Origin of the sequence: Duganella vulcania, from assembly GCF_009857655.1 — a bacterium.
In the GTDB taxonomy this organism is placed as follows: Bacteria; Pseudomonadota; Gammaproteobacteria; order Burkholderiales; family Burkholderiaceae_D; genus Rugamonas; species Rugamonas vulcania.
Genome location: NZ_WWCX01000001.1, coordinates 402,847 through 422,074 on the forward strand (window position 1 = coordinate 402,847; position 19,228 = coordinate 422,074).

The 19,228-nt window shown below is 55.1% G+C and carries 18 protein-coding genes; 1 reads left to right on the forward strand and 17 read right to left on the reverse strand.

All coding sequences use genetic code 11. The annotated features are described in order from the left end of the window. Positions 1–3: 3 nt before the first annotated feature. From GTP90_RS02400 to GTP90_RS02455, 12 genes are all read right to left on the reverse strand, one after another. Complete coding sequence (locus GTP90_RS02400; RefSeq protein WP_161081966.1) at positions 4–1,080, reverse strand: TraU family protein; 1,077 nt, start codon at positions 1,078–1,080, stop codon at positions 4–6. Beyond that, positions 1,077–2,345 carry a TrbC family F-type conjugative pilus assembly protein gene (locus GTP90_RS02405; protein WP_161081967.1) on the reverse strand — a complete coding sequence of 423 codons (1,269 nt, stop codon included), beginning with the start codon at positions 2,343–2,345 and terminating at the stop codon, positions 1,077–1,079. The genes GTP90_RS02400 and GTP90_RS02405 overlap by 4 nt, the downstream gene beginning before the upstream one ends. Then, the gene (locus GTP90_RS02410) at positions 2,332–2,889 is read right to left on the reverse strand and encodes a S26 family signal peptidase (RefSeq protein WP_161081968.1); all 558 of its coding nucleotides are present in this window, start codon (positions 2,887–2,889) and stop codon (positions 2,332–2,334) included. Before GTP90_RS02410 ends, GTP90_RS02405 begins: the two co-directional genes overlap by 14 nt. Next, positions 2,886–3,212, reverse strand: coding sequence for a hypothetical protein (locus tag GTP90_RS02415; protein ID WP_161081969.1), 327 nt, complete (start codon positions 3,210–3,212; stop codon positions 2,886–2,888). Before GTP90_RS02415 ends, GTP90_RS02410 begins: the two co-directional genes overlap by 4 nt. Continuing rightward, positions 3,209–5,662 (reverse strand): type IV secretion system protein TraC, encoded by a 2,454-nt coding sequence (gene traC / locus GTP90_RS02420; RefSeq protein WP_161081970.1) that lies wholly within the window; start codon positions 5,660–5,662, stop codon positions 3,209–3,211. Before traC ends, GTP90_RS02415 begins: the two co-directional genes overlap by 4 nt. Positions 5,663–5,705: 43 nt before the next feature. Next, a complete protein-coding gene (traV, locus tag GTP90_RS02425) occupies positions 5,706–6,239 on the reverse strand; it encodes a type IV conjugative transfer system lipoprotein TraV (protein WP_161081971.1) in 534 nt (177 codons plus the stop codon). A gap of 10 nt (positions 6,240–6,249) precedes the next feature. Continuing rightward, the gene (locus tag GTP90_RS02430; RefSeq protein ID WP_161081972.1) at positions 6,250–7,071 is read right to left on the reverse strand and encodes a thioredoxin domain-containing protein; all 822 of its coding nucleotides are present in this window, start codon (positions 7,069–7,071) and stop codon (positions 6,250–6,252) included. Positions 7,072–7,092: 21 nt separating this feature from the next. Continuing rightward, entirely contained in the window at positions 7,093–8,682 is a 1,590-nt protein-coding gene (locus GTP90_RS02435; RefSeq protein WP_161081973.1) for a TraB/VirB10 family protein, read from the reverse strand. Positions 8,683–8,687: 5 nt separating this feature from the next. Further along, complete coding sequence (locus tag GTP90_RS02440) at positions 8,688–9,911, reverse strand: TraK domain-containing protein (protein ID WP_161081974.1); 1,224 nt, start codon at positions 9,909–9,911, stop codon at positions 8,688–8,690. An 8-nt stretch (positions 9,912–9,919) separates the two neighbouring features. Beyond that, the gene (locus tag GTP90_RS02445; RefSeq protein WP_161081975.1) at positions 9,920–10,591 is read right to left on the reverse strand and encodes a TraE/TraK family type IV conjugative transfer system protein; all 672 of its coding nucleotides are present in this window, start codon (positions 10,589–10,591) and stop codon (positions 9,920–9,922) included. After that, positions 10,588–10,869 carry a type IV conjugative transfer system protein TraL gene (gene traL / locus GTP90_RS02450; RefSeq protein WP_161081976.1) on the reverse strand — a complete coding sequence of 94 codons (282 nt, stop codon included), beginning with the start codon at positions 10,867–10,869 and terminating at the stop codon, positions 10,588–10,590. Before traL ends, GTP90_RS02445 begins: the two co-directional genes overlap by 4 nt. A 128-nt stretch (positions 10,870–10,997) precedes the next feature. Continuing rightward, the gene (locus GTP90_RS02455) at positions 10,998–11,537 is read right to left on the reverse strand and encodes a hypothetical protein (protein ID WP_161081977.1); all 540 of its coding nucleotides are present in this window, start codon (positions 11,535–11,537) and stop codon (positions 10,998–11,000) included. Between the two features lie 266 nt (positions 11,538–11,803). On the opposite strand from GTP90_RS02455, the gene GTP90_RS02460 reads away from it, so the two are divergent. After that, entirely contained in the window at positions 11,804–12,478 is a 675-nt protein-coding gene (locus GTP90_RS02460; protein ID WP_161081978.1) for an OmpA family protein, read from the forward strand. A gap of 135 nt (positions 12,479–12,613) precedes the next feature. On the opposite strand, the gene GTP90_RS02465 is transcribed toward GTP90_RS02460, so the two are convergent. The 5 genes from GTP90_RS02465 to mobH form a co-directional block, all read right to left on the reverse strand. Continuing rightward, positions 12,614–13,366 carry a FlhC family transcriptional regulator gene (locus GTP90_RS02465; RefSeq protein ID WP_161081979.1) on the reverse strand — a complete coding sequence of 251 codons (753 nt, stop codon included), beginning with the start codon at positions 13,364–13,366 and terminating at the stop codon, positions 12,614–12,616. After that, positions 13,363–13,725, reverse strand: coding sequence for a hypothetical protein (locus GTP90_RS02470; protein WP_161081980.1), 363 nt, complete (start codon positions 13,723–13,725; stop codon positions 13,363–13,365). Before GTP90_RS02470 ends, GTP90_RS02465 begins: the two co-directional genes overlap by 4 nt. A gap of 53 nt (positions 13,726–13,778) precedes the next feature. Beyond that, complete coding sequence (locus GTP90_RS02475) at positions 13,779–14,339, reverse strand: lysozyme family protein (RefSeq protein WP_161081981.1); 561 nt, start codon at positions 14,337–14,339, stop codon at positions 13,779–13,781. Between the two features lie 817 nt (positions 14,340–15,156). Next, positions 15,157–17,040 carry a conjugative transfer system coupling protein TraD gene (gene traD, locus GTP90_RS02480; RefSeq protein WP_161081982.1) on the reverse strand — a complete coding sequence of 628 codons (1,884 nt, stop codon included), beginning with the start codon at positions 17,038–17,040 and terminating at the stop codon, positions 15,157–15,159. 72 nt (positions 17,041–17,112) lie between these two features. Beyond that, a complete protein-coding gene (mobH, locus tag GTP90_RS02485; protein ID WP_161081983.1) occupies positions 17,113–19,155 on the reverse strand; it encodes a MobH family relaxase in 2,043 nt (680 codons plus the stop codon). Positions 19,156–19,228: the final 73 nt, after the last annotated feature.

Below are 19,228 nucleotides of genomic sequence, written 5' to 3' on the forward strand. Positions count from 1 at the left end.
TCCTTAATATGGTGCCGCACAGCACTCGGTATATTGGAAAATCACGTACATGAAATCCTCACCGACGGCCGGAATATTTCGGAACTCGCGTGAGAACATTTGCGTCTGCCCAAAGGCATCACAGCAAGGCTTAGCCGCCTGAGGCACAGGGTAGAACTGGCTAATTCGATACTGCTCCTTTGGGATGATTGGCCATATAACACCACCACACTGCGCGTCACTGCTTCCGTATGTCTTGCGAGCAAATCCACGCAGGTGCGCAGTCATCAGCTCCCTGCCGGCCAGCAGGGCGGTGTACTGCGGCGGGCTCTGCTTCGACGACACATTATTGGAACCGGGCGTCAGCATACCGAGACAGCCCATGCACCCAGGGAGCGATGACATCGGATAGCCCGCAGTCGAAGCGGCACAATCCGCCATCCCAGCGAGGAACGCCGCCGGCTGGGAAAAAATGACGGACATTGGGTTAAACCACATCGCCAACTCGTCGCTCTGTTTGGTCGGATCGACCTCACTGAAGGTCACGAATGCCAAGGTCCCGTAGTCTCCCTGGTTGCATGTATGGTCGACCAACATCTGAAGGATGTAGGCAATCGGAAACGCGATGTAGTGCGTGTTGTAATAGATCTTGTCCGAGTTGTCGTTCTCAACCGACTTATGCCCCCCCAACAGCCTTGGGTTGTTGATCAGGGTCTTACCCAGAACTGTTGAGCACCAGGGCATGCGCACTACCTCAACCAAACGTGTAGGCAGCCAACCTCCAACCGTAAAACCAGGCATTGGCACGCCAAAATTATCTTTGCACGCGCAATACGCGGATCCACTCGCACCAGGCGGCGCAGAAGGGCCGCCAGTAATAGGCGGCCCACCTTTGGTCTGAATGTTGGTTCCCCCACTGCCAATGGGCAGTCGAAGCAAGCGCAGAGGAAAAATGCACGACCAGCAAAACTTGTCGAATAACGCCGCGCTTAGAATCCCAGAATTAGGACAAACAGCATCCGACGCCCACGACGTCGACGTCGTGAGCATCGCCAACGCGAAAAGTGAAGAAGCCAGTACCAGTTTAAAAAGCGATTTCATTTGCGCCCCTCGGTGGCCAGATACTGCACCGCGTTATACTCCTTGATCCAGCCTTTACCGTTCTCGTAATACAGCATTGCCGGCAGCCGTTCGATCTTGAACCGCTCGGCAAGCGTGCGATCGAGCACATTGACTGGTGAGTCCAGCGCATCCTCGATACGATGAAAATCATCCCACCCCTTTTCGGGGTCAATGACTGAGGTCATGTACATTGGAGGGTGGCCAGATGCCAACGCCTGTTTGCCAAGCACCTTGGCCAACTGCACCTGCGCCGGCTTAGATCCGTTGAAAAAAATGTACCGCCCCCTTAACGGAATCACCTTAGCGGGATTGATACGGTCGCCAGCCCGGGCAAGGAACCCACCGTTCGGATTTGGTATATCCGCGGTCAAAGTGACCGTAGGATCAAACTCAAACACCTCGGTCTTCACAGCATCTGGCAGATACGAGGCAATATCGTGCGACTTCTGAATCCAGAAGTTGTTGACCATCTCGCGTTTGAGATTTTCCTTGTCGAGCAAGGCCCAGCGACGCTTCAGCTCGCTCACCAGGTCTGGCTCCTTGACCGGGTAGACGGAGCCAAATCGGCCAAAGTCCTGCGCTGGTTCCACGCCGTCGTCAGCCTTGCGCACCATCCAGTCGAAGCCATACACACCACGGGCCAGGTACTCATGGCCCTTCCGATAGTAGGACACGAATGGGACGACCTCGACCTTCAAACGCTTGAACTGATTCGGGTCGATTTCGATCCTGGGCGCATCAGCAGACTTCGGATCAATGAACCCGGCCATCTTAGTGATAAGCTCATCAATCGAATGCCCCTCCTCCACACCACGAAACACCACTACCGCCTGCGCGGGATGCTCGGAGGCCTCGCGCACGATATCGCGCAGCAGATCATCAGGCATGGACAGCGACACAAAAATCGTAAAGCGCCCATCCTCAGGTACGCCAGGAGCGCCAACCTTAGGATCAGCTGCCGCGACCGTAGTGCCGGTAACAGCCCGCCCAACGATAGGGGCACTTTGCTGGTAAAGCTGCGTTGCAACAGGCTCGTATTTCTTCACCTTGTCCTTTTGCAGCAACCAGGGCGGCACTTCAATCGTCGATGCGTCGTTGATAAGCTTGCGCGACTTCTCTAGCCAGCGCAGGTCGGTCAGGTCAGCTGCGCTGACGCTACCTTCCTTCGTCTGTGCGCCGGCCAGACCGCCACCAATCAGCAGTGAAGCGCACAGGCACGCTACCGCGAACTTAGAAAATGACATAAGCCCGCCCCACCACGTCCGATTGCTTTACCAGACCGAGCATCGCGTATCGCGAATCAAGGGAATCCTTGTGCGGCGCCTTCACGTAGTATTGGTAGGGACCAATGGTGCCGGTGCCGGAAGCCTCAAGCGGCTGGCCACGAAGGCCAAACGGTTTTGCACTGCCAACAGATTGGCCCGCCACAAAGAACTCCTGACCAACCCGTGTGACCTCGTCACCCGCAACGCCGGCCGCGATCTTCACGAACACCTGGCCTTTCTTGTACGGATAGGAACCATTCCAACGGAACGCGATGAAGTCGCCGCGCTGCACGGGTTCACCGTAGTGGATCAGGAAGAACTGATACGGCAAACTATGGGTGCGATTGTATGCAATCTCGTAGTTCCCATTGAAGAGGTAAAGACAACCGGCCACCATCAAATAGGCCAACCACAGGCGCGCCAAGTGCCCACACATTAGCCGAAGGAGACCAAAAATGTTAGCAGGCGTGATACGGGACGCGAAGCCAGACGACTTGCCAGATGCGACTGCAACCATCTTCATTTCTCCTTCTTCAAATTTTGGACACTGCTTCCGATATATGCATCGTCAGGGGCATCAATGACGTAGCGCGAATCAAGAACTATGACACCTTCGCCGGCAATCTTTTTTGCCAGCGCCTTCAACTCGTTGATGCGTTCGCGCGCACGTTCCTTAGAGCCAGCCTCTTCAGGCCTAACTGAATTGACCACCGCCTCCACATCGATGAGTGCCACCTGTGGCGCCACCGGCATCGCGATGGCTTTCGAATAAGCGTAGTAAGCCCCCCCCGCCGAAATGACACCATTCACGGCGATCAACAGCCCGTAGCGGACGGCGCGGTTCATGCTGCCACCCCCACACGTTCCTGCTCGATGACATCCTTAATGGCCTCCTTGATGTTCATGCCCTGGTCCATCCGGTTCATCACCGCAGACACCTCATCCGGGTGTGTGGAATACACCAGCTGCGAGAAGCGGTCGACGACGAGTCGTCCAATGCCCGCACCACTGCCGGTATAGAAGAAGATCTCAGAATAGACACCCTTCACGGTGTTGACTGTCTTAATCAGTTCCAAGACACCATCGGACAGCGAGAGGCGCTTGCTGGTCTTGATCGCGTCGATAGTCTCGGCACGCTGGCCAAGCATGAAGATATGCGCGCTGTTCTCAGCGATGGCAATGCCGGACGGATTCGAATACAGGTCATTGAGGCTCTGCGTGACTGTGATGCCGGCAGCGTTGTACTTACGAAAGCGACGATAGCCATTCTCCATGAACTTCGACATATCGCCGCTGGACGTCAGAAGGTCCCAAGCTTCGTCGATAATCAGTAGCTTCTTGCGCTCCTTCGAGCCCAGGAACATCGCCTGCTGAATTTGGAAAATGAGCTGAAGCAGCACCACCGACTGCAAGTGCTTACGCAACTTGAGTTCCTCCAGTTCCAGCACGGTAAAGGCTGCCTTGAAACTGACGTTATTTTCGCCGTTGAAATACCGGCCGTACTCACCCTTGCTAGTGAACGGGAATAACTGTTCACCAAGATCCTTGACGCGGTTGTCAACGTCGGCTTTCAGGCCCGCTGCGATGTTGTCAATCGTGAGCTTGGCGCCGAACTTCTCGAAGTTGTCCTTGAGCACTTCACGCAGACGGGAGGACTGGAAGTCGCTGATCTTCTCCGTGGGCGAAGCCATAGCGACGACAATGCCGAGGAGCATATCTGCCTCCTCTTCGTAGTCCTTTACCAGCGGGAACGGATTGATGCAGATGTTGGACTGCTTGCTAAATTCGATAAAGTCGCCACCCAACCCCTTGGCCAACTTCAAATAGCTGCGCCCGACGTCGACAACCCAGACCTGAGCACCCATGTTCAGGTAGGAAACGATAATCTCATTGGTCAGGAAGGACTTACCAGAGCCAGATGCGGCGGCGATGGTGAGGTTGTAGTTGGTGTTCGAATCGAACAGATCAATACCCATGATCTGACCGTTGCGCGACACAAAGCACAGCGCCGGGCTACCGGTGCCTTTCCAGTCGCCGACGATGGGCACCAGTTGAGCTGCGTGCGAGGTTGCGACGGTATGGTAACGGAAGAGCATCTTGACGAGCTCTTTATCCTGGCACAGAGGCAACGCCTGCAGCAACAGAGGCAGAGTGATGAACCGATCCTCCTGCAATTGGTAGCCGATCTCGCGGTAATACGAAATCATGTTAGCAACGGCCTCGTTCGCCTCGGTATCACTGTCGGTAAATAGCAGGAAGAACGGGCAGATTTTGACGACGGTGTCGCCCCTACCCATCGCTTCGTATAAGTCGTCGAACGACTGCTTCTTCAGGCCGATACGCGGGACGAACGACAGCATCGGACCAAACGCTTGGTATTGCACGAAATTGCGTTGATTGTCCAAGGACGCCTTCTCTTTATGCGGCTCAGGAAAGTACACGTTGAGACAGCAGGCGAAATTCTGGCGAATACCCTTGCTACCGGTACGTGGGTCGCCGAGCAGGGCGTGCGCCGACGCCAGCGACATGTAGTCCGGCAGGCGCTTCGGCGACAATGCAGACACGCGCTTCTTACCAACAAAGAGACCCTTGCGATCCAGGTCAATGCGCGACTCGAGATCAAAGATCTGGTCACGAATCATCGTCTCCTCATCGTACTCGTAAGCCGTCTCCGGGCTCTTCCATTCCGCGTTCTCCCCCCAATTCAGAATGGTGCCCATGAAATGGATGTAATACTCGGGCGGCACCTGCACCGACGGCAGGCCCACCGACTCGAGTGACTGCTTGAGCGACGTGCACAACTCCCTCGCACGGACATAGTCTGCATCGCTTGGTTGTCCGAAATTCTCGCACGGTATTTTGCCGGACACCATGATAACGATATCCCGCACGCGCGTTTTATTGCGGGACTCGATAGGTCGCGCGACACACTCCTCGAACATCTCGATCTTCGCGTCCAGGGACTCCTGCAGCACGCCAGTCGGGTCATTGACTACCTTATCGGCCAGGAAGCCGGCCCGCATGTTACGAACGCCCATGCAAAACTGGCTGATGTCCGGACTGGAATACTGGAGAAACGAGAGAAACGAGTGTGCTGGGAAGCCAGCGCACAACAACACATTGATCTTATCGGCGATATCGTCGCCGCCGTAGAGCATCGGGTTGGACACGAAACAGAAGCCGAGGTACCCATCTTCCGTGTAGTAGAGGCCTGTTTGACGGTCATGGGCCAAAACAGGAATCAGGTGCGCTGGGGTTTCACGATTGATGATGGCTTGAATCGCTGCGGAACTCATATGTCTGCCCTCTCTAACTCGAATGATGGCGGCAACAGCCGCGTTATTTCTTCACGCTCTCTGCGAGCGGACTTTTAAGGGAAGCCTTACCATCCTTGGACGAGCCGGCCAATGGGTTGAGCACACCTGCACCGGTCATGATCTGCATTTCACCAATGTTCCACTTGCGTTCAACGATCTCGGTGAACACGAACTCAGATGCGTGCAAGTCGGATTCCGTGTCATCCCACGGAGCAATCCAGATGCGCATCAGACGCGCCTGGGTGCGAATAGGAATCGGTCGATCAAGACTCGGTACAGGGTCAGCATGGAACGGCGCCACTACTTCACCCGCCCCCCCTGCTCCAGCGGCGCCTTCAGCGTGCTCGAGATTATCCTTGTCCGAACCCTTATGACGGTTCGTGACGCGATCAGCGTGCTCGGTCGCCGCGTAGACCTCTTTGGCGCTCATGCACTGCGTTCCTTCAGGCAGACCTTTGCAGCCGAACTCCTGTCCACCGACCCCAAACAACGATCCGCAACCGCTGAGAGTTGCAACGGCAAACAATGCCAGCACCGCGGCAAAATGAGTACGCATAGTAGACCCCTTAGTTATCTTTGAGTGCAGCAGCAAGATCTTTGACCTCGCCACGCAGGACATTGTGTTTAGGCGTCAAGGTGTAAGGCACACCCTCGACGCCTATCAGGCGCGAGATCATCAGCGCCTTGGCCAACGGCGCGGTGTCGCAATTTGTCGAATGCAAGCGGACCTCGACGTCGTTTTGGATCAAAGCGCGAATCGCCAACTGCTTGTCGGTGGCGCACAACAACTTCTTAGACAATTCACCGGAACTCCCGCCCAGTACGGGCAACAAGACGATCTTGAAGGTGTATTGCGTGGACAATGCTGGAATCTGGGACATCAGATTGTGGCAGCGTGCACATGTCGGATCGACGAACATCACCACCTCCTCCGGACCAGTTCCATAGGTGAACGCGCCAAGGTCTTCAGGTGCCGTGTTGATCTTTTTCAGATCGACCTTCTCCACCCCATCGAGGTCTGCAACTTTGGTGATCACCTTCGAGTTCCACAGGTCGACCATATGAAATTTCCCGACTACAAAGCGGCCATTGTCGGATACCAAAACAGCCATGTCACCGGCCTCGACCAGCGCCATGCCGGTACCAGGAATGCGCTTCATGCCGTCAATCTTGCGCAGGCGCCGCTTGACCTCGTCGATGATCTTGCTGTCCTCACCATCGACATTGCCCACGCGACCGGACTTGGCAACCGCGCCAGAATCGACACCGACTGCAACAGGCGCCACGGGTATAGGACTGGATGCACCAGCCGGGGCTCCGAACGACGACGTGCAAGCAAGTAGTGCCAAGACAAATGCAATGGCTGAACCACGGCTGACGATGAACATGGGAATTACTCCGAAAGATAGTTAGCGGTTGGGACTGATCTGAAAGAACTTGCTGGCTGAATTGCTGATCTGGCTGATCGCGCCTTCAGCAACGCCGCTCACCGTTTGCGATTGAGGGCCATTACGCAGACCTTCCGCCACGCCCGCGTGGTTTCGGTTATTGTTCTTCGCACCAGGCGCAAGACGGGCGCTACGCGTGACGATAAAGTCAACGCTACGGCCAGCATCCACCTCGATGACGGGGAAGATATTTTTGGCCATTTCGATGTAGTACTTGGACACTTCATTGGCGGCGCCAGAAACGCCACCAATAAGCGATTCATCAAGTACCTGGGAGCCACTTGGACGCTGAAACTGCGCAGTGTTACCTGGCGACAAATTGAGCGATGGCACCTGTGCCGGCTTCAAGGTGTTCGTTATCCCACCGAGGAAACCAGCAAGGAGCGAGCGTCCGATAATGGCGCCGGTTTTGGAGACCAGTCGACCCCGAACGCCGGTTTTACCATCCTCGCCCACGGCGTACGCATCGATTGGGGACTCGAGGACCTCACCATCATTGGTAACGCAGCTGATCGCCTCTGCACGCAGATACGCGCGCTCACTGGCCATGTCACCGTAACCAGCGGCAATCACGAAGCACTCCTTTAAATCCATCCGAAAGCGATTGGGCAGAATGGCCTCATGTTTGATGCGCAGAAGTGCTGGGAATGGATCGCGCTTCGACTGGGATGCTGTCGGAGCGTCCATCCCAGTGATGATCGTGCCGGACAGGATACTGCCTATGGGAAGTGACAGCGTCGACTTGTCTTCCTTCTTGGCGCCCTTGGCAGGTACCCGGCCACTGACATTCGCAATCTCAGGTTGCGTACCAGGCTGGGTTGGAGATCCTGGTGCCCCCGTGGCGCCAGATGTGGAACCATTGCGCCGCACTTGGCTTTGTTCATCGAACACCATGATGCGCGAAGCCCCCGGCGCCGCCGGACTTCCCAAGCCTGTGACAGGCGTCATGCCCCCCGGCTTTTGATCGCCAATGACCATCGAATCATCCGCCGATTGCACCGGATCCGGAACGGCCTTTGGCGTCTTCGCCGCGGGTCCATTACCTCCCTTGCCGGCCGCGCGACGCTTTTCTTCCTGTTGACGCTTGATCCGCTCGATGAGCTCAGCATCTTTACTATTCACATCCGGTTTAGACGCATCAACCGCATCATCAATGGACTTTGGAATGAACTTGTCAGGACCGGAACCAGCACCCTGGTCACTGGATGCGAATTCTGGCATCTCCGAACCCTGCTGATCCCCATCATTGCCCTTGAACTTGTCGCCGCCTTTGGTACGAAGCTGACGAACCTCCTCCTGCAGCGTCTTCACTTGCGATACCAATGCGTCACCGGACAAGCTCTTGGTGTTGGTGCCCGTCAGAACGTCGTAGTTAATCTTGTCCTTCTTTTTAGTCGCGGCGACACGGCGAGTCGTACCACCGGAGTTGTCCTGCATGAGGACCAATGCAGTAATCACACCGAGAAGACCAGCAATGCCTACGCCGATCACCGTGTACTTTTTCGCATTCGGAGAAAGAGTCGCAAAAAAACCCGAAATCTTGGAGATCATCACAATTACCTTTGCTTGTTGATGACAGAAGGACGTGCTGGCGCGCTATCCTCACGGTCGCTCACGTCCGCGCGGGTGACGACGAACACCTCGGTCTCCTGGTTAGGTTCGAGGACGGCAGTCGGCCATGCAGATACGGCGGCCACGCCCTTCCGATAGCAGGCCTGTTCGGTAATCTCGCGCGTCATATTGGTGACGTTGCGGAACGCGAACACAACGACGCGGAAGTTATGGCCATCGATTACCTGACCCAGCCTGGAAGCAAAGCCGGGCATCTCGCAACGCACTTGAACACCATCGGTCGACGATAAGCCGTAACCTTGCGGAAGCTTGTTTAGCGCAATCGACTTCAACACCTCTTTAATTGACGACACATAGGGCTGGCTTGTCTCCCATTTTTCCGCAGACTTGGAGCCAAACGACGCGCCAGCGCGTCCGCCGAACTTCACGCGCAACTCCCGGGCAGGGATATCCATCGGCGTCAGCGACAACGCAATCGCTGCGTCGTCCGCACCCTCGGTGTTGTCCTGGATGTAAATCCCGATCGGACCATCCGCCTGATCAGCCTTAGTCGACACGTAGACCACATTTCCGTCGACGGTGGTATCCAGCTGGTTGATGGTGTACACGCGCGGGTTCTCAAACGGGGTGACGATCCGATTCAAGAACCCTTTTGCAATTGGCACGACCTCAACGACGCCAGGCACGACAACAAGGGGACCGTCTGACTTAGCGTCGCGCTGGTCCATGGCCGGCACAGCATCACGGCGGGCACTTTGCGATGCTGCACCGGCTAAGAGCTTTTGCTGGAAACCAGGCGATTCCAGCAGGGCGCGAATCTGGGACGGAACCTGGGCCTGACTACCTGCTGCTGCACCGGTAACAGCACTTGCCGGAGTTGCGGCGCCAAAGGCTTTCTCGTCCGGGGAAGAACCATCGCCACCGATCGTCGACGTGACCACCTGCATGCCACCGGCCTTGCGCTTAACTGCTACCGTGGCACCGGACGTCATGCCAATACTGCCCCCGGTTTTAACTGCGGGCGCCTGCGAGTCTTCAGCCTTGGAAACTACCGAAGCCGCGTGAGCTTGCTGACCAGCTGCTGGCGTTGTCTCCACAGGAACCGCCTTGCCGCCACGGCCTCGAGGCTGCGCCGAATCACCGGTTTGGGACTGCGCTCCAGCATCGAGCGCCAACGTCAGCAGCAGAAATGAGAGAATGTTTTTCATGTTGATGACTATTTGTCGTTCGAGGGAGGGTTGGCATTGGACGAAGCGGCCTGCAGATCAGCTTGGACCTCGGCAGGGGACTTTTTCAACCGCTTTGCTTCACGCTCGATGAACTCAAGCGTATGAGGGTCGCCATCGTAGGAATCAAAGCCCACGATCTTTGGCGCGTAGCCGGCGATGGCGATCGCCAGCTCAAAGACACGATTCTTCTTATTCGATCGGCCACCCGGACCGGTAATCGTCGACGAGCCGGTGACAAACACCCGATCAGACTGCTCTTCAAAATATACGTCGCGCGGCTCAAAGCGGATGGTCAGGTTTTCATCCTTAATTATCTGCGTTTGGGACGCCAAACTTTCATTGATGGTATGCCACGCTTGCGCCGACATCATGTCCTGCAACGACTGTCGCACGAACTCGACATTGCCGGGTGTGACGTTGCCCGCCATACTCGACACAAACAAGCCCCAGCTTTTCTTAAAGCCACCGCTCGCCTTCTGGAAACTCACATTCATCTGCTCCGGAATAGTCGGAGGAACCAGAATTACGGTGTCCTTTTTATTGGCCACGGCCCAGCTGAGGATGGCTACGCTAAATACAAGTACCGGCAACAAAATTCGAAACAGCTTGTTTTCTGCCTTCAAACCGCGCCATGTTGCCGAAAAATTTTTAAGGTTCATGGAATATAACTCCGGACGAAACCATTTTTAAATGTGCGCGCTTTTTTAGACGAAACAATTCCAAACCAGAACAACAAGTGCAAAATGTGCCCATTCGGATTACCGTCGCGATAGCGTCGATACACTTTCAGCACGACATAGAGCACGACGAGCATAATAGTCAACTGGCCGCTCAAAAAACCGATCGCCATTAATCCCGCCACCGGTACAAATTCGTCGGCCGACCACACAAAAATTTGCTGTGGATCGTCGATGTAGTTTGGAATCCTTTTCGACACGAAAACCTCCTGCGCTCCGATTTTGAATAACTATATATGACGTTGATGCTAGAAATGACGGTGTAAGACGACCAAAACGATCACTTTAAGCAAAATATCCCATGCGGTTGGTGACGGATGCCGCCCTGCTAGTACTCCGAGTAGGCAAGATGGAATTGGTGAGCCAGGGACAGGATCAGTTCAGCCGGAATCAATTTGTAGCAAAGCAATTGCCGGTAACTATTTGGTGCAATGATGGAATGCTGGAGCTCATGCCGAAACACTATTTCAGGCCTACGCAGGTTTTGCAACATCCAATCGCACAATCCGCATTCAACACAATCCCAACAAACAGGTCCATCAAATCGACGATTAATGTAAAGGGACCAATACAAGACATCCGGCGTGGCCGACATTAGCCCACGGATAAAACACAAACGAAGGTCTGAGTACTCCGCGCGTCGAAAGCTGGAATAGGCGTTCTGAAAACAAACATCCAACAGCGGCGACGACCTTTTTGCGTCAGGAACAAGGCGCAGAAAGTGTCCAGAAAGTGCAAGACAAATTTGCCGCAATACGGGGAATTGCTCAAAAATTAGAGCGAAGGACGACCCCAAACCCTGCGCATTAAGTGCGGATTCCATTGCCGCACTTGAACTTGGAATAACAAATGCAAGTTCCTTATCCACGTCGTGTCCTGGTCGAGTTATTTTTTAGGCCGTCTCCAACCTTATTTGCCAGCAGCGGCTAAGGAAGCGCCGCTACCAACAGCCTCTATGTTTGTCCGGGCCGGCATGATGACCAAGGCCCGCTATATGTCTGGCTAACGAAGACTATACGTACGATCCAATGCAGTAACGGACTGCTTTGCTATCCAAAATGGTCAACTTACGAAGAAAATACCGACACAAAAATGCAGTACAGTGGCGCATCACTTCTTTCAGGAGCTATCGAAATGCGCCACACGCCCATAGTATTTGCACTCGCCGTCACCTTGAGTGCCTGCTCGATGTTTCAAAAGGGCAATGGCAATCTCGGCCCCTCCGAAGCGGAGCTGGACGCCGCGACGAAAGTAAACCAGAAGGAAATCAGCTTCGAAACTTTCCCTCGCAACGACCGTATTGCGGTTTTCGAAGACAGCAATGTGCTACAGCATGCGCTGACTAAATCACGGCAAAAAATCTTCGTTTATGTTTCGGCTGAAATGCCTAAAAAGACTGAGATCGCGAGGCCGGTGCTGAATGCATCGCCTATCCGCCGGCCTGATCCCGCGCCTCAATATGTTGAGCCAGAAAAAAATCTGCCCGTAACACTCCACTTCGAGTTTGGTAAGGCCGACTTAAAGGCAAACGAACTCGCCGTCCTTACCAAACTGGCGGCCAACTTGGGCAACGAAACTAAGGTGGAAATTGTGATCGTTGGACACACCGACTCAATCGGTTCCGACGGTTTCAACCTGGGTCTGGGAATGCGCAGGGCTCAAGCCGTTGAGAAATTCCTTTCTTCCCAGGGCATTTCTGTTCACCAAATGAAAATCGCATCCAAAGGTGAAAGGGCACCTATTGACACCAATAAAACATCCGACGGTAGGGCAAATAACCGACGCGTGGAAATCGAGCAAAATAACTGAACGGAAGTGCCAAGCCAGCCCGCTCGCAGTCCAGAGTACGTTGAACCGCTACATGACAACCATTTAAGGTATTCGTATAAAAAACTGCGGCCCGGTTTCCCGAGGCCGCAGAAAAGGTGGAGAAGGAAGAGGGAGTTAAGCGAATACCGCGTAGCGGGGACTCGACGACAACCTGGATGCCGTCATGCGACGGATGCGAGCTTGGCGCTGGCACTTCTCGCAGCGGCGTTTCCCGCGAACTTGGAGCAAGCCTTGGCCAGTTCGAATCGGAGTCTTGCAGTCGCAGCACTGGCTATTGGAGTAGATGGAACAAATTGGGCACCCCTGACGCGAGTAGGTCGTCGCTACGATGTAATTGCAGCCGCATTTGCGGCACCCCTGCGACACCACTTGACCGGCGCGATACGCGCGGACCATGGCCCAGGCGCGGTTGAAATCAAGGGGCGCGTTTTCGGGCACCACGTTAAAGTGCTGAAGGTACGCCCGATACGTCGTGATAAGCAGCTGGGCGTCGTAGTTCTCGTCCGAATTCAACTGCGCGTAGTAGCGATACAGGCTGAGATACACCGACGAATGCAGGCACTTCGGTAGATCTTCCGTGTAGTAACACGGATTGCTCGGCAGGTGGCCAGGCAACGGATCTTTATTCGTCCATTCCCGATACAGCCGCCGCAGCTTTTTCGGCGCCAGGCCAGTCAAGTGCGAGACGACCGCAATTCGGGCGCAAAGCATAATCAGGTCGTGCGCCACCCGTATTTGGTTGGCCTCGTCCAAAGCGCTCACCTTCTCACGCCGCCCGGACTCCAGGTCATCATCCAGATCAACGGGCTCGAGGCGCTTCACCTTGCCTTTACGCGCGGACACAGCCTTGGCGAGGCCGGCGCTCATGCCATTGCCCTCTGTGGTGCGACATCCGCGCAACGTGCGCCGTCGCCATCGGAACTGATAGGATAGGAAGTCATCAGCAGCGCATGATGCTGCGTGATCCGCGACCACTCGGCGTCATCGCTTTTGCTCGCGGTGTCGGCCGCCATATGCCAGAACGAGGCCGAATCCTTGTGCTTCAGTTCGAACAGAGGCATTTTGGCATGATTGGCTGCCAGGGTGCCGACGTCATGGTAGGAAAGCCCGCGAAGAATTTCACCGATTTCCCGGGAGATGTTGTATTTGAGGCACCCAGCGTGCAAATCCTTCTGGAGGTCGCCCCACACTATTTTGAGGAACAAATCATTGAGTTGCGCTGACATACCTATGTCTCCTTTGCGGCGATTGTTTTTGGAAATTTTTTAGCAGCTCATTACTACCGAACACCCTGACCAGCATTGCGAAAAACTTTGGACGCATAGTTACGGGCCTCATCGTTCAACTTCCACCTGTGATACCGGCCTATCCCTGCATCAAGATTGCCGTTTGAAGCAGCTACTGCATCTTTTAACACCAGTGCAGCAACAATGATGTTCACCTTCGGGTCGAGCAACTCTCTAGCGTCGTCGACGAAGTACCGACCATTGGCACCCCAGTTCACTTGCATCGTTCCGATGTCGACGTTCGTATATTTCTTGAGCAACTCAACCAACGCGATTTCCGCGGCGGCCCGGGACGAAAAATACATCGGCCCGGCCGCACTATTAAGAGTCCACGGGTGCGGTCGACGCTTCTTGCCTGCACCAACCCCAGACTCCTGCACCGCAATGCCGTACACCAATATCGCGGGCACACCTGAGATTGACGCGCCAAGTTCCCACAAGTTCCGCGCACATCCCTTGGCCACACAAGCCTGCGACTGTGAGCAAAGCACTAGGGCAGCACAAGCCACAAGCAGACGGAACCAACTCAATGTTGTGAAATAGTTACGACCCATGTGCTAACTTTATCAAAACGCGAAAACGAAGTCGGTCACGAAAAGGATGTATTTTTTGAACGTTTCGTCACTATGCTTTCGCTCGTGACGTGATACCGCGGTCGGAATTGGGAAAATAGGGACGAGCGCCCGCTAAGGAAGGCGCTGTGACGGAGGCAGGAAACGAGCAGGGACTACCGGTGTACGTCTAAGGCGACGATATGCGGGGATGTACAGATCTCATGCATGATGTCGCCAGCGAGTCGAAAGTCTGATGGACGGACCACATTGGCACACAAGAAGGCGCGTGCAGCCCAATCCTGGGGCCGCCAAGCATCCTTCGGCGCTGGCGAGACCAGTAGGCGCCTGCCGTCGTTCTTTATGAGCCAGTGCGTAACTGGTTGTGAAAAGAACTCCCAGCAGCGCCACCGACCATCACCCTCTTGCGCGTAGAGAAGACTCTTGAATATCTGAGGCGCCGGCGTTAGCAATCCAAGTATGAATCGGCCAATTTTCCCCTGATCGCCAAGGCACTTTCGTTCTTCGATCAAGTATTGATCAATCGCAAGCTTGAGACAGTCCTCTATGAGTGGTCCTCCCTTGGACCCAGGATACACTGGCGATAAATACTCAACCAATCGTAGACACATGGTACGAAGATTGGGCCACTCCATGAAAATCTGCGTGGCCTCCGATTGCCGACGGATCGCATGGATAGCAGTGTTAAGGACACGCTGAGGGTCAAGCAACGCGTTATCGACCAACACCTCCCGACGGCGGCCTTCTGGCGTGCCGTTCGAGTAGTCGTCCTCAGCTGGTCCTTCAACATCTTGCATCTCTACCCTTTCGCCAGGATGGGCACCCTGCCCTTCCCGAGGCGCCCACCAGATACAACAGAAATGTATTGGAAGTTGGGTAACTGACCCAACAAATCCGCAGGAAACGCATCTTCCAACGTCGAGCTCTGCCGAACCCCGATACCACCGCTGAAATGAGCGATGTTATCCTCTGTGGTCGCATTCGTCGAGGATGACGCTTGCACCGCCTCCACGTAAGCCTGACCGATTGTCTCAACAATAAAATCCTGCGTTGTACGGTCTTTGGTCCGCATCGCAATCAAGTTATTGAAGTTACCCAGCATTTGCCGAGCCTTGTCCTCACTACCCAATTTAGCAACAAAGTCAGGGAAAACCTGTGTCGCGACATAGGCCACGAATCCGGCGCCACGACCTTTATTCAAAATCTGGATGAACGGCACATTGGTGACCTCGGCCGCCTCGTCAACGAACAATGATATCTTGGTATTGTCCGGAATACCGAAATTGTACCGTGCACCAGCAACACTTGTCAGATCCGCAAGCGTGATTGAACCGATTGCTGACGAAACGGTCGCATCGGACATGGAGTCCAGCCCCATGTACACGACATATTTACCATTGATTAACTTCTCCGTGTCCATAATAGGACGCGAGTCATTAAGGTCCTCGGTGTCGGGCGACAGGAGCTTGCCGAGCTCTGACGCGGTCAACATGTTCAGAATAGGCACCAGGGCGGCTAGCATTTTGCTGGCGTGCTCCCGGTTATGCCGGAACATATTGATCAAACCATCGATCACCTCGTCGCTGTGAGCTGGATTCTGGCCCAGTTCCTTTTCGTAGAACGCCACATAACCGATCAATTTCGCACTGGCAGTTGGATGCTTCACGCCCTCCTTGCGACCTAGCTCGATCGCGGATTTAACCAAGTCCTCCCAACGACCAGGCATGATGCGCTTGAAATGAGCCTCCAGGGTCTGCTCCAGCAGTCCGTCCGGACCACCTTCCACATATTTGCGCAAGCGCATCAGGTTGGGCCGCTGGTCTACCAGGATCAGTCCCTGCGCGATCAAATTAATGGACCGCCAGGCGAAAGCCGTAAAGGCATCAGCCCCCGTTTCCGAAGGGACCAATGCAGCAATACGGCTGGCAATCTCTGTCGGCCGATTCCAGTTCTTTAATGGATCAATGCGAATCGATTGTTCAGGGAATGCCGGATGGAAGAACACAAATTTGTCGGCCCGCCCAGCGCGGATGCATTCAATGCGGGCTCGCTCGCGTAGGTCCTTATCTCCTTTTGGGTCAATGATCCAAACACAATCACCGCGATGTATTGCTTGTGTTATCAACACCTCAAACATGCGTGTCTTACCGCAACCTGTGGTGCCGAAAATGACGGTATGGCCTTCAAGGTTATTAAGGGGGACCAGCAAATCAGTTTCTGCGGTCTCAACCCCGTGAATCCATGGGCTACCTATCGCGTTCTTGTCCTGAGCAGGCTCCGAAACGCCCCGAAGCTTGAGAAACCAGTCGGGCGGGTAGAGTTCACTGACATCGAGCCGCTTAAGGTCATACACTCGCTGCGTATGAATAGGCTTCCAATCGAACCCGAGTCCTAGCCACATGCAGTCCGGATTGGACTTCACCTTCTTTACCAGTTCGTCGGGATGCATTGTGAATACTGACTTGCCGGCCAACGACATCTTCAGCGACCACAACTTCCACGCCTTGTTCCAGCGGACCAACGCCATGGAACTGGACGCCGTAAACGCCAAAATGAACGGCGCACTGGGCATCTGCGTGGTGATAGAGACTAACCCGCACGCAGCAGCAGACACCGTCCACGCAGTGCCGGCATACGCCTCATACACCGGGCGCCAGGGAACCTCGTATTTGTCGAGAACCATCAATACTCCTCACAGCGAATGCCTATGCCAGACACACCAATCAACTCCAGCGTCCCCGCAGGTGGGGGCAAATCAGCAGCAGAACTTCCAGCGGCGCGCATACTCCGGGCGGATTACCGCTAAGGTCACTGTTTCGCTTCCACGCTGCAGTTTGTGAAGAGAGGTCCCCCTCGCATTGGCGAGCAGAATCCCGCACGCGAGCCATTCGTCCAAGATGGGCTTGGCAATGCCTCGACGAGCAATTTCCATTGCAGTAATCGCCAAGCCTGTATCCACAACGAACACGGAACCCTCCGTCCGACCGGCATTAAAGTCATCACGGATTGCCTCCAACAACAGGCGCGCTGTATCAGTTCTAAGGCCGAAATCGGCCTGCCCAGCCGGGTCATCACACTGGTCGGCATCTTGGAGCACATCCGAGAAATCCGGGGGAGCATCTGACTGTCCGTTCCCACGCCCGGGATCCTCAATTCCGGCAGTAGTACCTGGGGAGGACAACGCCACTGAGGCTGTAACCTGGGCGGCTTCCAGCTGCATGCCTTCGAACAGGTCAGGGGGCACTTCGTGCGAGATTGCCGTGTTCGTTCCCTCATGACCAACTATTGACGCTTGCGCTGCCGCAGCAGGTACTGCAACGCCCTCGGGCGCGACGCCATCCACCGGTGTTCCATTGGCCACCGCTACGCCAGATGGCGCAGGCGTAGTCCCAACAGGCGGTACCCCAGCAGTCGGAGGCACCAGGCGGCCGAGGGCCGACTTCTTGGCTGCGGCCGACGCAGTAGCTGACGCCGTTTGCCGCGTAAGCAGCGAACTGGCAATTGGCGCGACTGGATTTTGTTTTCCGACCCCATCGCTAGCGTCTGCGCCATGCAACAAGACGTGGTCAAAAATGAGCTCCTTGCTCTTGAACTTCACGGCCTTGTAGCCCTCAGGCGATGAGGAATTAGGTGGGTAGATCGTCCAATATGGCGACCCGTCCTTTGCGGGCAGAATCATTCCTGACGCCACCATGATCTCGGCAAGCGTCTCTGGTGCCTCAGGGACACCTGGTAGGCGCTGTTGCTGTAGCAAGTGCCATACGTCCTTGGCGCCGCTTTGCCAGATCAGGAAGACGCCTTCGTTGGAGTACCAGCACCTCGCGCGCTTCTGATTGACGAACCATTGCGTCTTGATCAGTTTGCGAATCGCGTCGATGATGTAGCGCTCCAGGTGCGTCCCTAGTAGCACCTGACCATATTTTGCTGGATCAGCCTTACGATCGCGTTCAATCACCGATATCGTCGTCTTGGAGACAATCTCATATACCCGGTCCCCGTAGCCGCGTGCGGTACCGTTCGACAAGACGCTCATGAGAACGGACACAAGATCGTTCCCGGCCTGTGCTATGTACTGCAGGCATTCCTCAGGCACGATGCGATGCAGGACGTAGCTGGATGCGCTCTGCACCGCCGGTAGCGCATTATTGGGATCTAACCAGGTGATGAAATACCGCTTCGCACCCTTGTTCTCCAACCACTCAAACAAGGTCGACGTATAGCATGGCCACTGCTCACCATCTTCAGTCGTAATGATCATCTGGGACAACACGCGGTCAATGCCGTAACACAGGCCAGCGACGAAGGTCAGAAACTGCCAGCGAGGTTCCTTAATCCGGCGCTGCCCGGCCGGCTCACGCCCAGTGAACACGACACCACCAGCTGACTGGAGCGCAAAGAAGCCGATCTCAAGCCCCATCCTCAAGAGGCCGCCCGCCCCCCGAAAGTAGTCGTCCTTGGTCGCCGGGAGCAAGTGAACGTATAAGGCATAGTTATGCAACACGGGCTCGAACAAGCGCAGATATTCGCTATCGTGAACACCCGCCTGCAACTTGATCCGCCCAAGCATTTCCTTCTGCGTCTGGAGCACCGATTCCACGCGGATAAAAGGGAGGCCGTGATCAAAAGGAGGGTAACGCGGAATGAGACTGAGTTCGTCGATCGGCTCGCGCTTTCGCGACTCGATAATCAACCGCTCAGTGACGGGGATGAACGGCGAACTGGAGGCAGCAGGAGCACCACCACCGACACCAAGCAGGCGCCCGACCGATCGGAGCGAATTTCCGAGAGCTTTTATCATGCCAAATTCTATCGACTGGCATGAATCTGCAAGTGCCCGCAATCACTACCGTTTTGGGCACCTTACAAGGAAT

Bases quoted from the DNA above. Each gene is read 5' to 3' on its own strand.
- GTP90_RS02405 (WP_161081967.1), bottom strand. From the start codon at position 2,345: ATGTCATTTTCTAAGTTCGCGGTAGCGTGCCTGTGCGCTTCACTGCTG.
- GTP90_RS02445 (WP_161081975.1), bottom strand. From the start codon at position 10,591: ATGAACCTTAAAAATTTTTCGGCAACATGGCGCGGTTTGAAGGCAGAA.
- traD (WP_161081982.1), bottom strand. From the start codon at position 17,040: ATGGTTCTCGACAAATACGAGGTTCCCTGGCGCCCGGTGTATGAGGCG.
- GTP90_RS02400 (WP_161081966.1), bottom strand. From the start codon at position 1,080: ATGAAATCGCTTTTTAAACTGGTACTGGCTTCTTCACTTTTCGCGTTG.
- traC (WP_161081970.1), bottom strand. From the start codon at position 5,662: ATGAGTTCCGCAGCGATTCAAGCCATCATCAATCGTGAAACCCCAGCG.
- traV (WP_161081971.1), bottom strand. From the start codon at position 6,239: ATGCGTACTCATTTTGCCGCGGTGCTGGCATTGTTTGCCGTTGCAACT.
- GTP90_RS02430 (WP_161081972.1), bottom strand. From the start codon at position 7,071: ATGTTCATCGTCAGCCGTGGTTCAGCCATTGCATTTGTCTTGGCACTA.
- GTP90_RS02435 (WP_161081973.1), bottom strand. From the start codon at position 8,682: ATGATCTCCAAGATTTCGGGTTTTTTTGCGACTCTTTCTCCGAATGCG.
- GTP90_RS02410 (WP_161081968.1), bottom strand. From the start codon at position 2,889: ATGAAGATGGTTGCAGTCGCATCTGGCAAGTCGTCTGGCTTCGCGTCC.
- mobH (WP_161081983.1), bottom strand. From the start codon at position 19,155: ATGATAAAAGCTCTCGGAAATTCGCTCCGATCGGTCGGGCGCCTGCTT.
- GTP90_RS02475 (WP_161081981.1), bottom strand. From the start codon at position 14,339: ATGGGTCGTAACTATTTCACAACATTGAGTTGGTTCCGTCTGCTTGTG.
- GTP90_RS02415 (WP_161081969.1), bottom strand. From the start codon at position 3,212: ATGAACCGCGCCGTCCGCTACGGGCTGTTGATCGCCGTGAATGGTGTC.
- GTP90_RS02465 (WP_161081979.1), bottom strand. From the start codon at position 13,366: ATGAGCGCCGGCCTCGCCAAGGCTGTGTCCGCGCGTAAAGGCAAGGTG.
- GTP90_RS02460 (WP_161081978.1), top strand. From the start codon at position 11,804: ATGCGCCACACGCCCATAGTATTTGCACTCGCCGTCACCTTGAGTGCC.
- GTP90_RS02470 (WP_161081980.1), bottom strand. From the start codon at position 13,725: ATGTCAGCGCAACTCAATGATTTGTTCCTCAAAATAGTGTGGGGCGAC.
- GTP90_RS02440 (WP_161081974.1), bottom strand. From the start codon at position 9,911: ATGAAAAACATTCTCTCATTTCTGCTGCTGACGTTGGCGCTCGATGCT.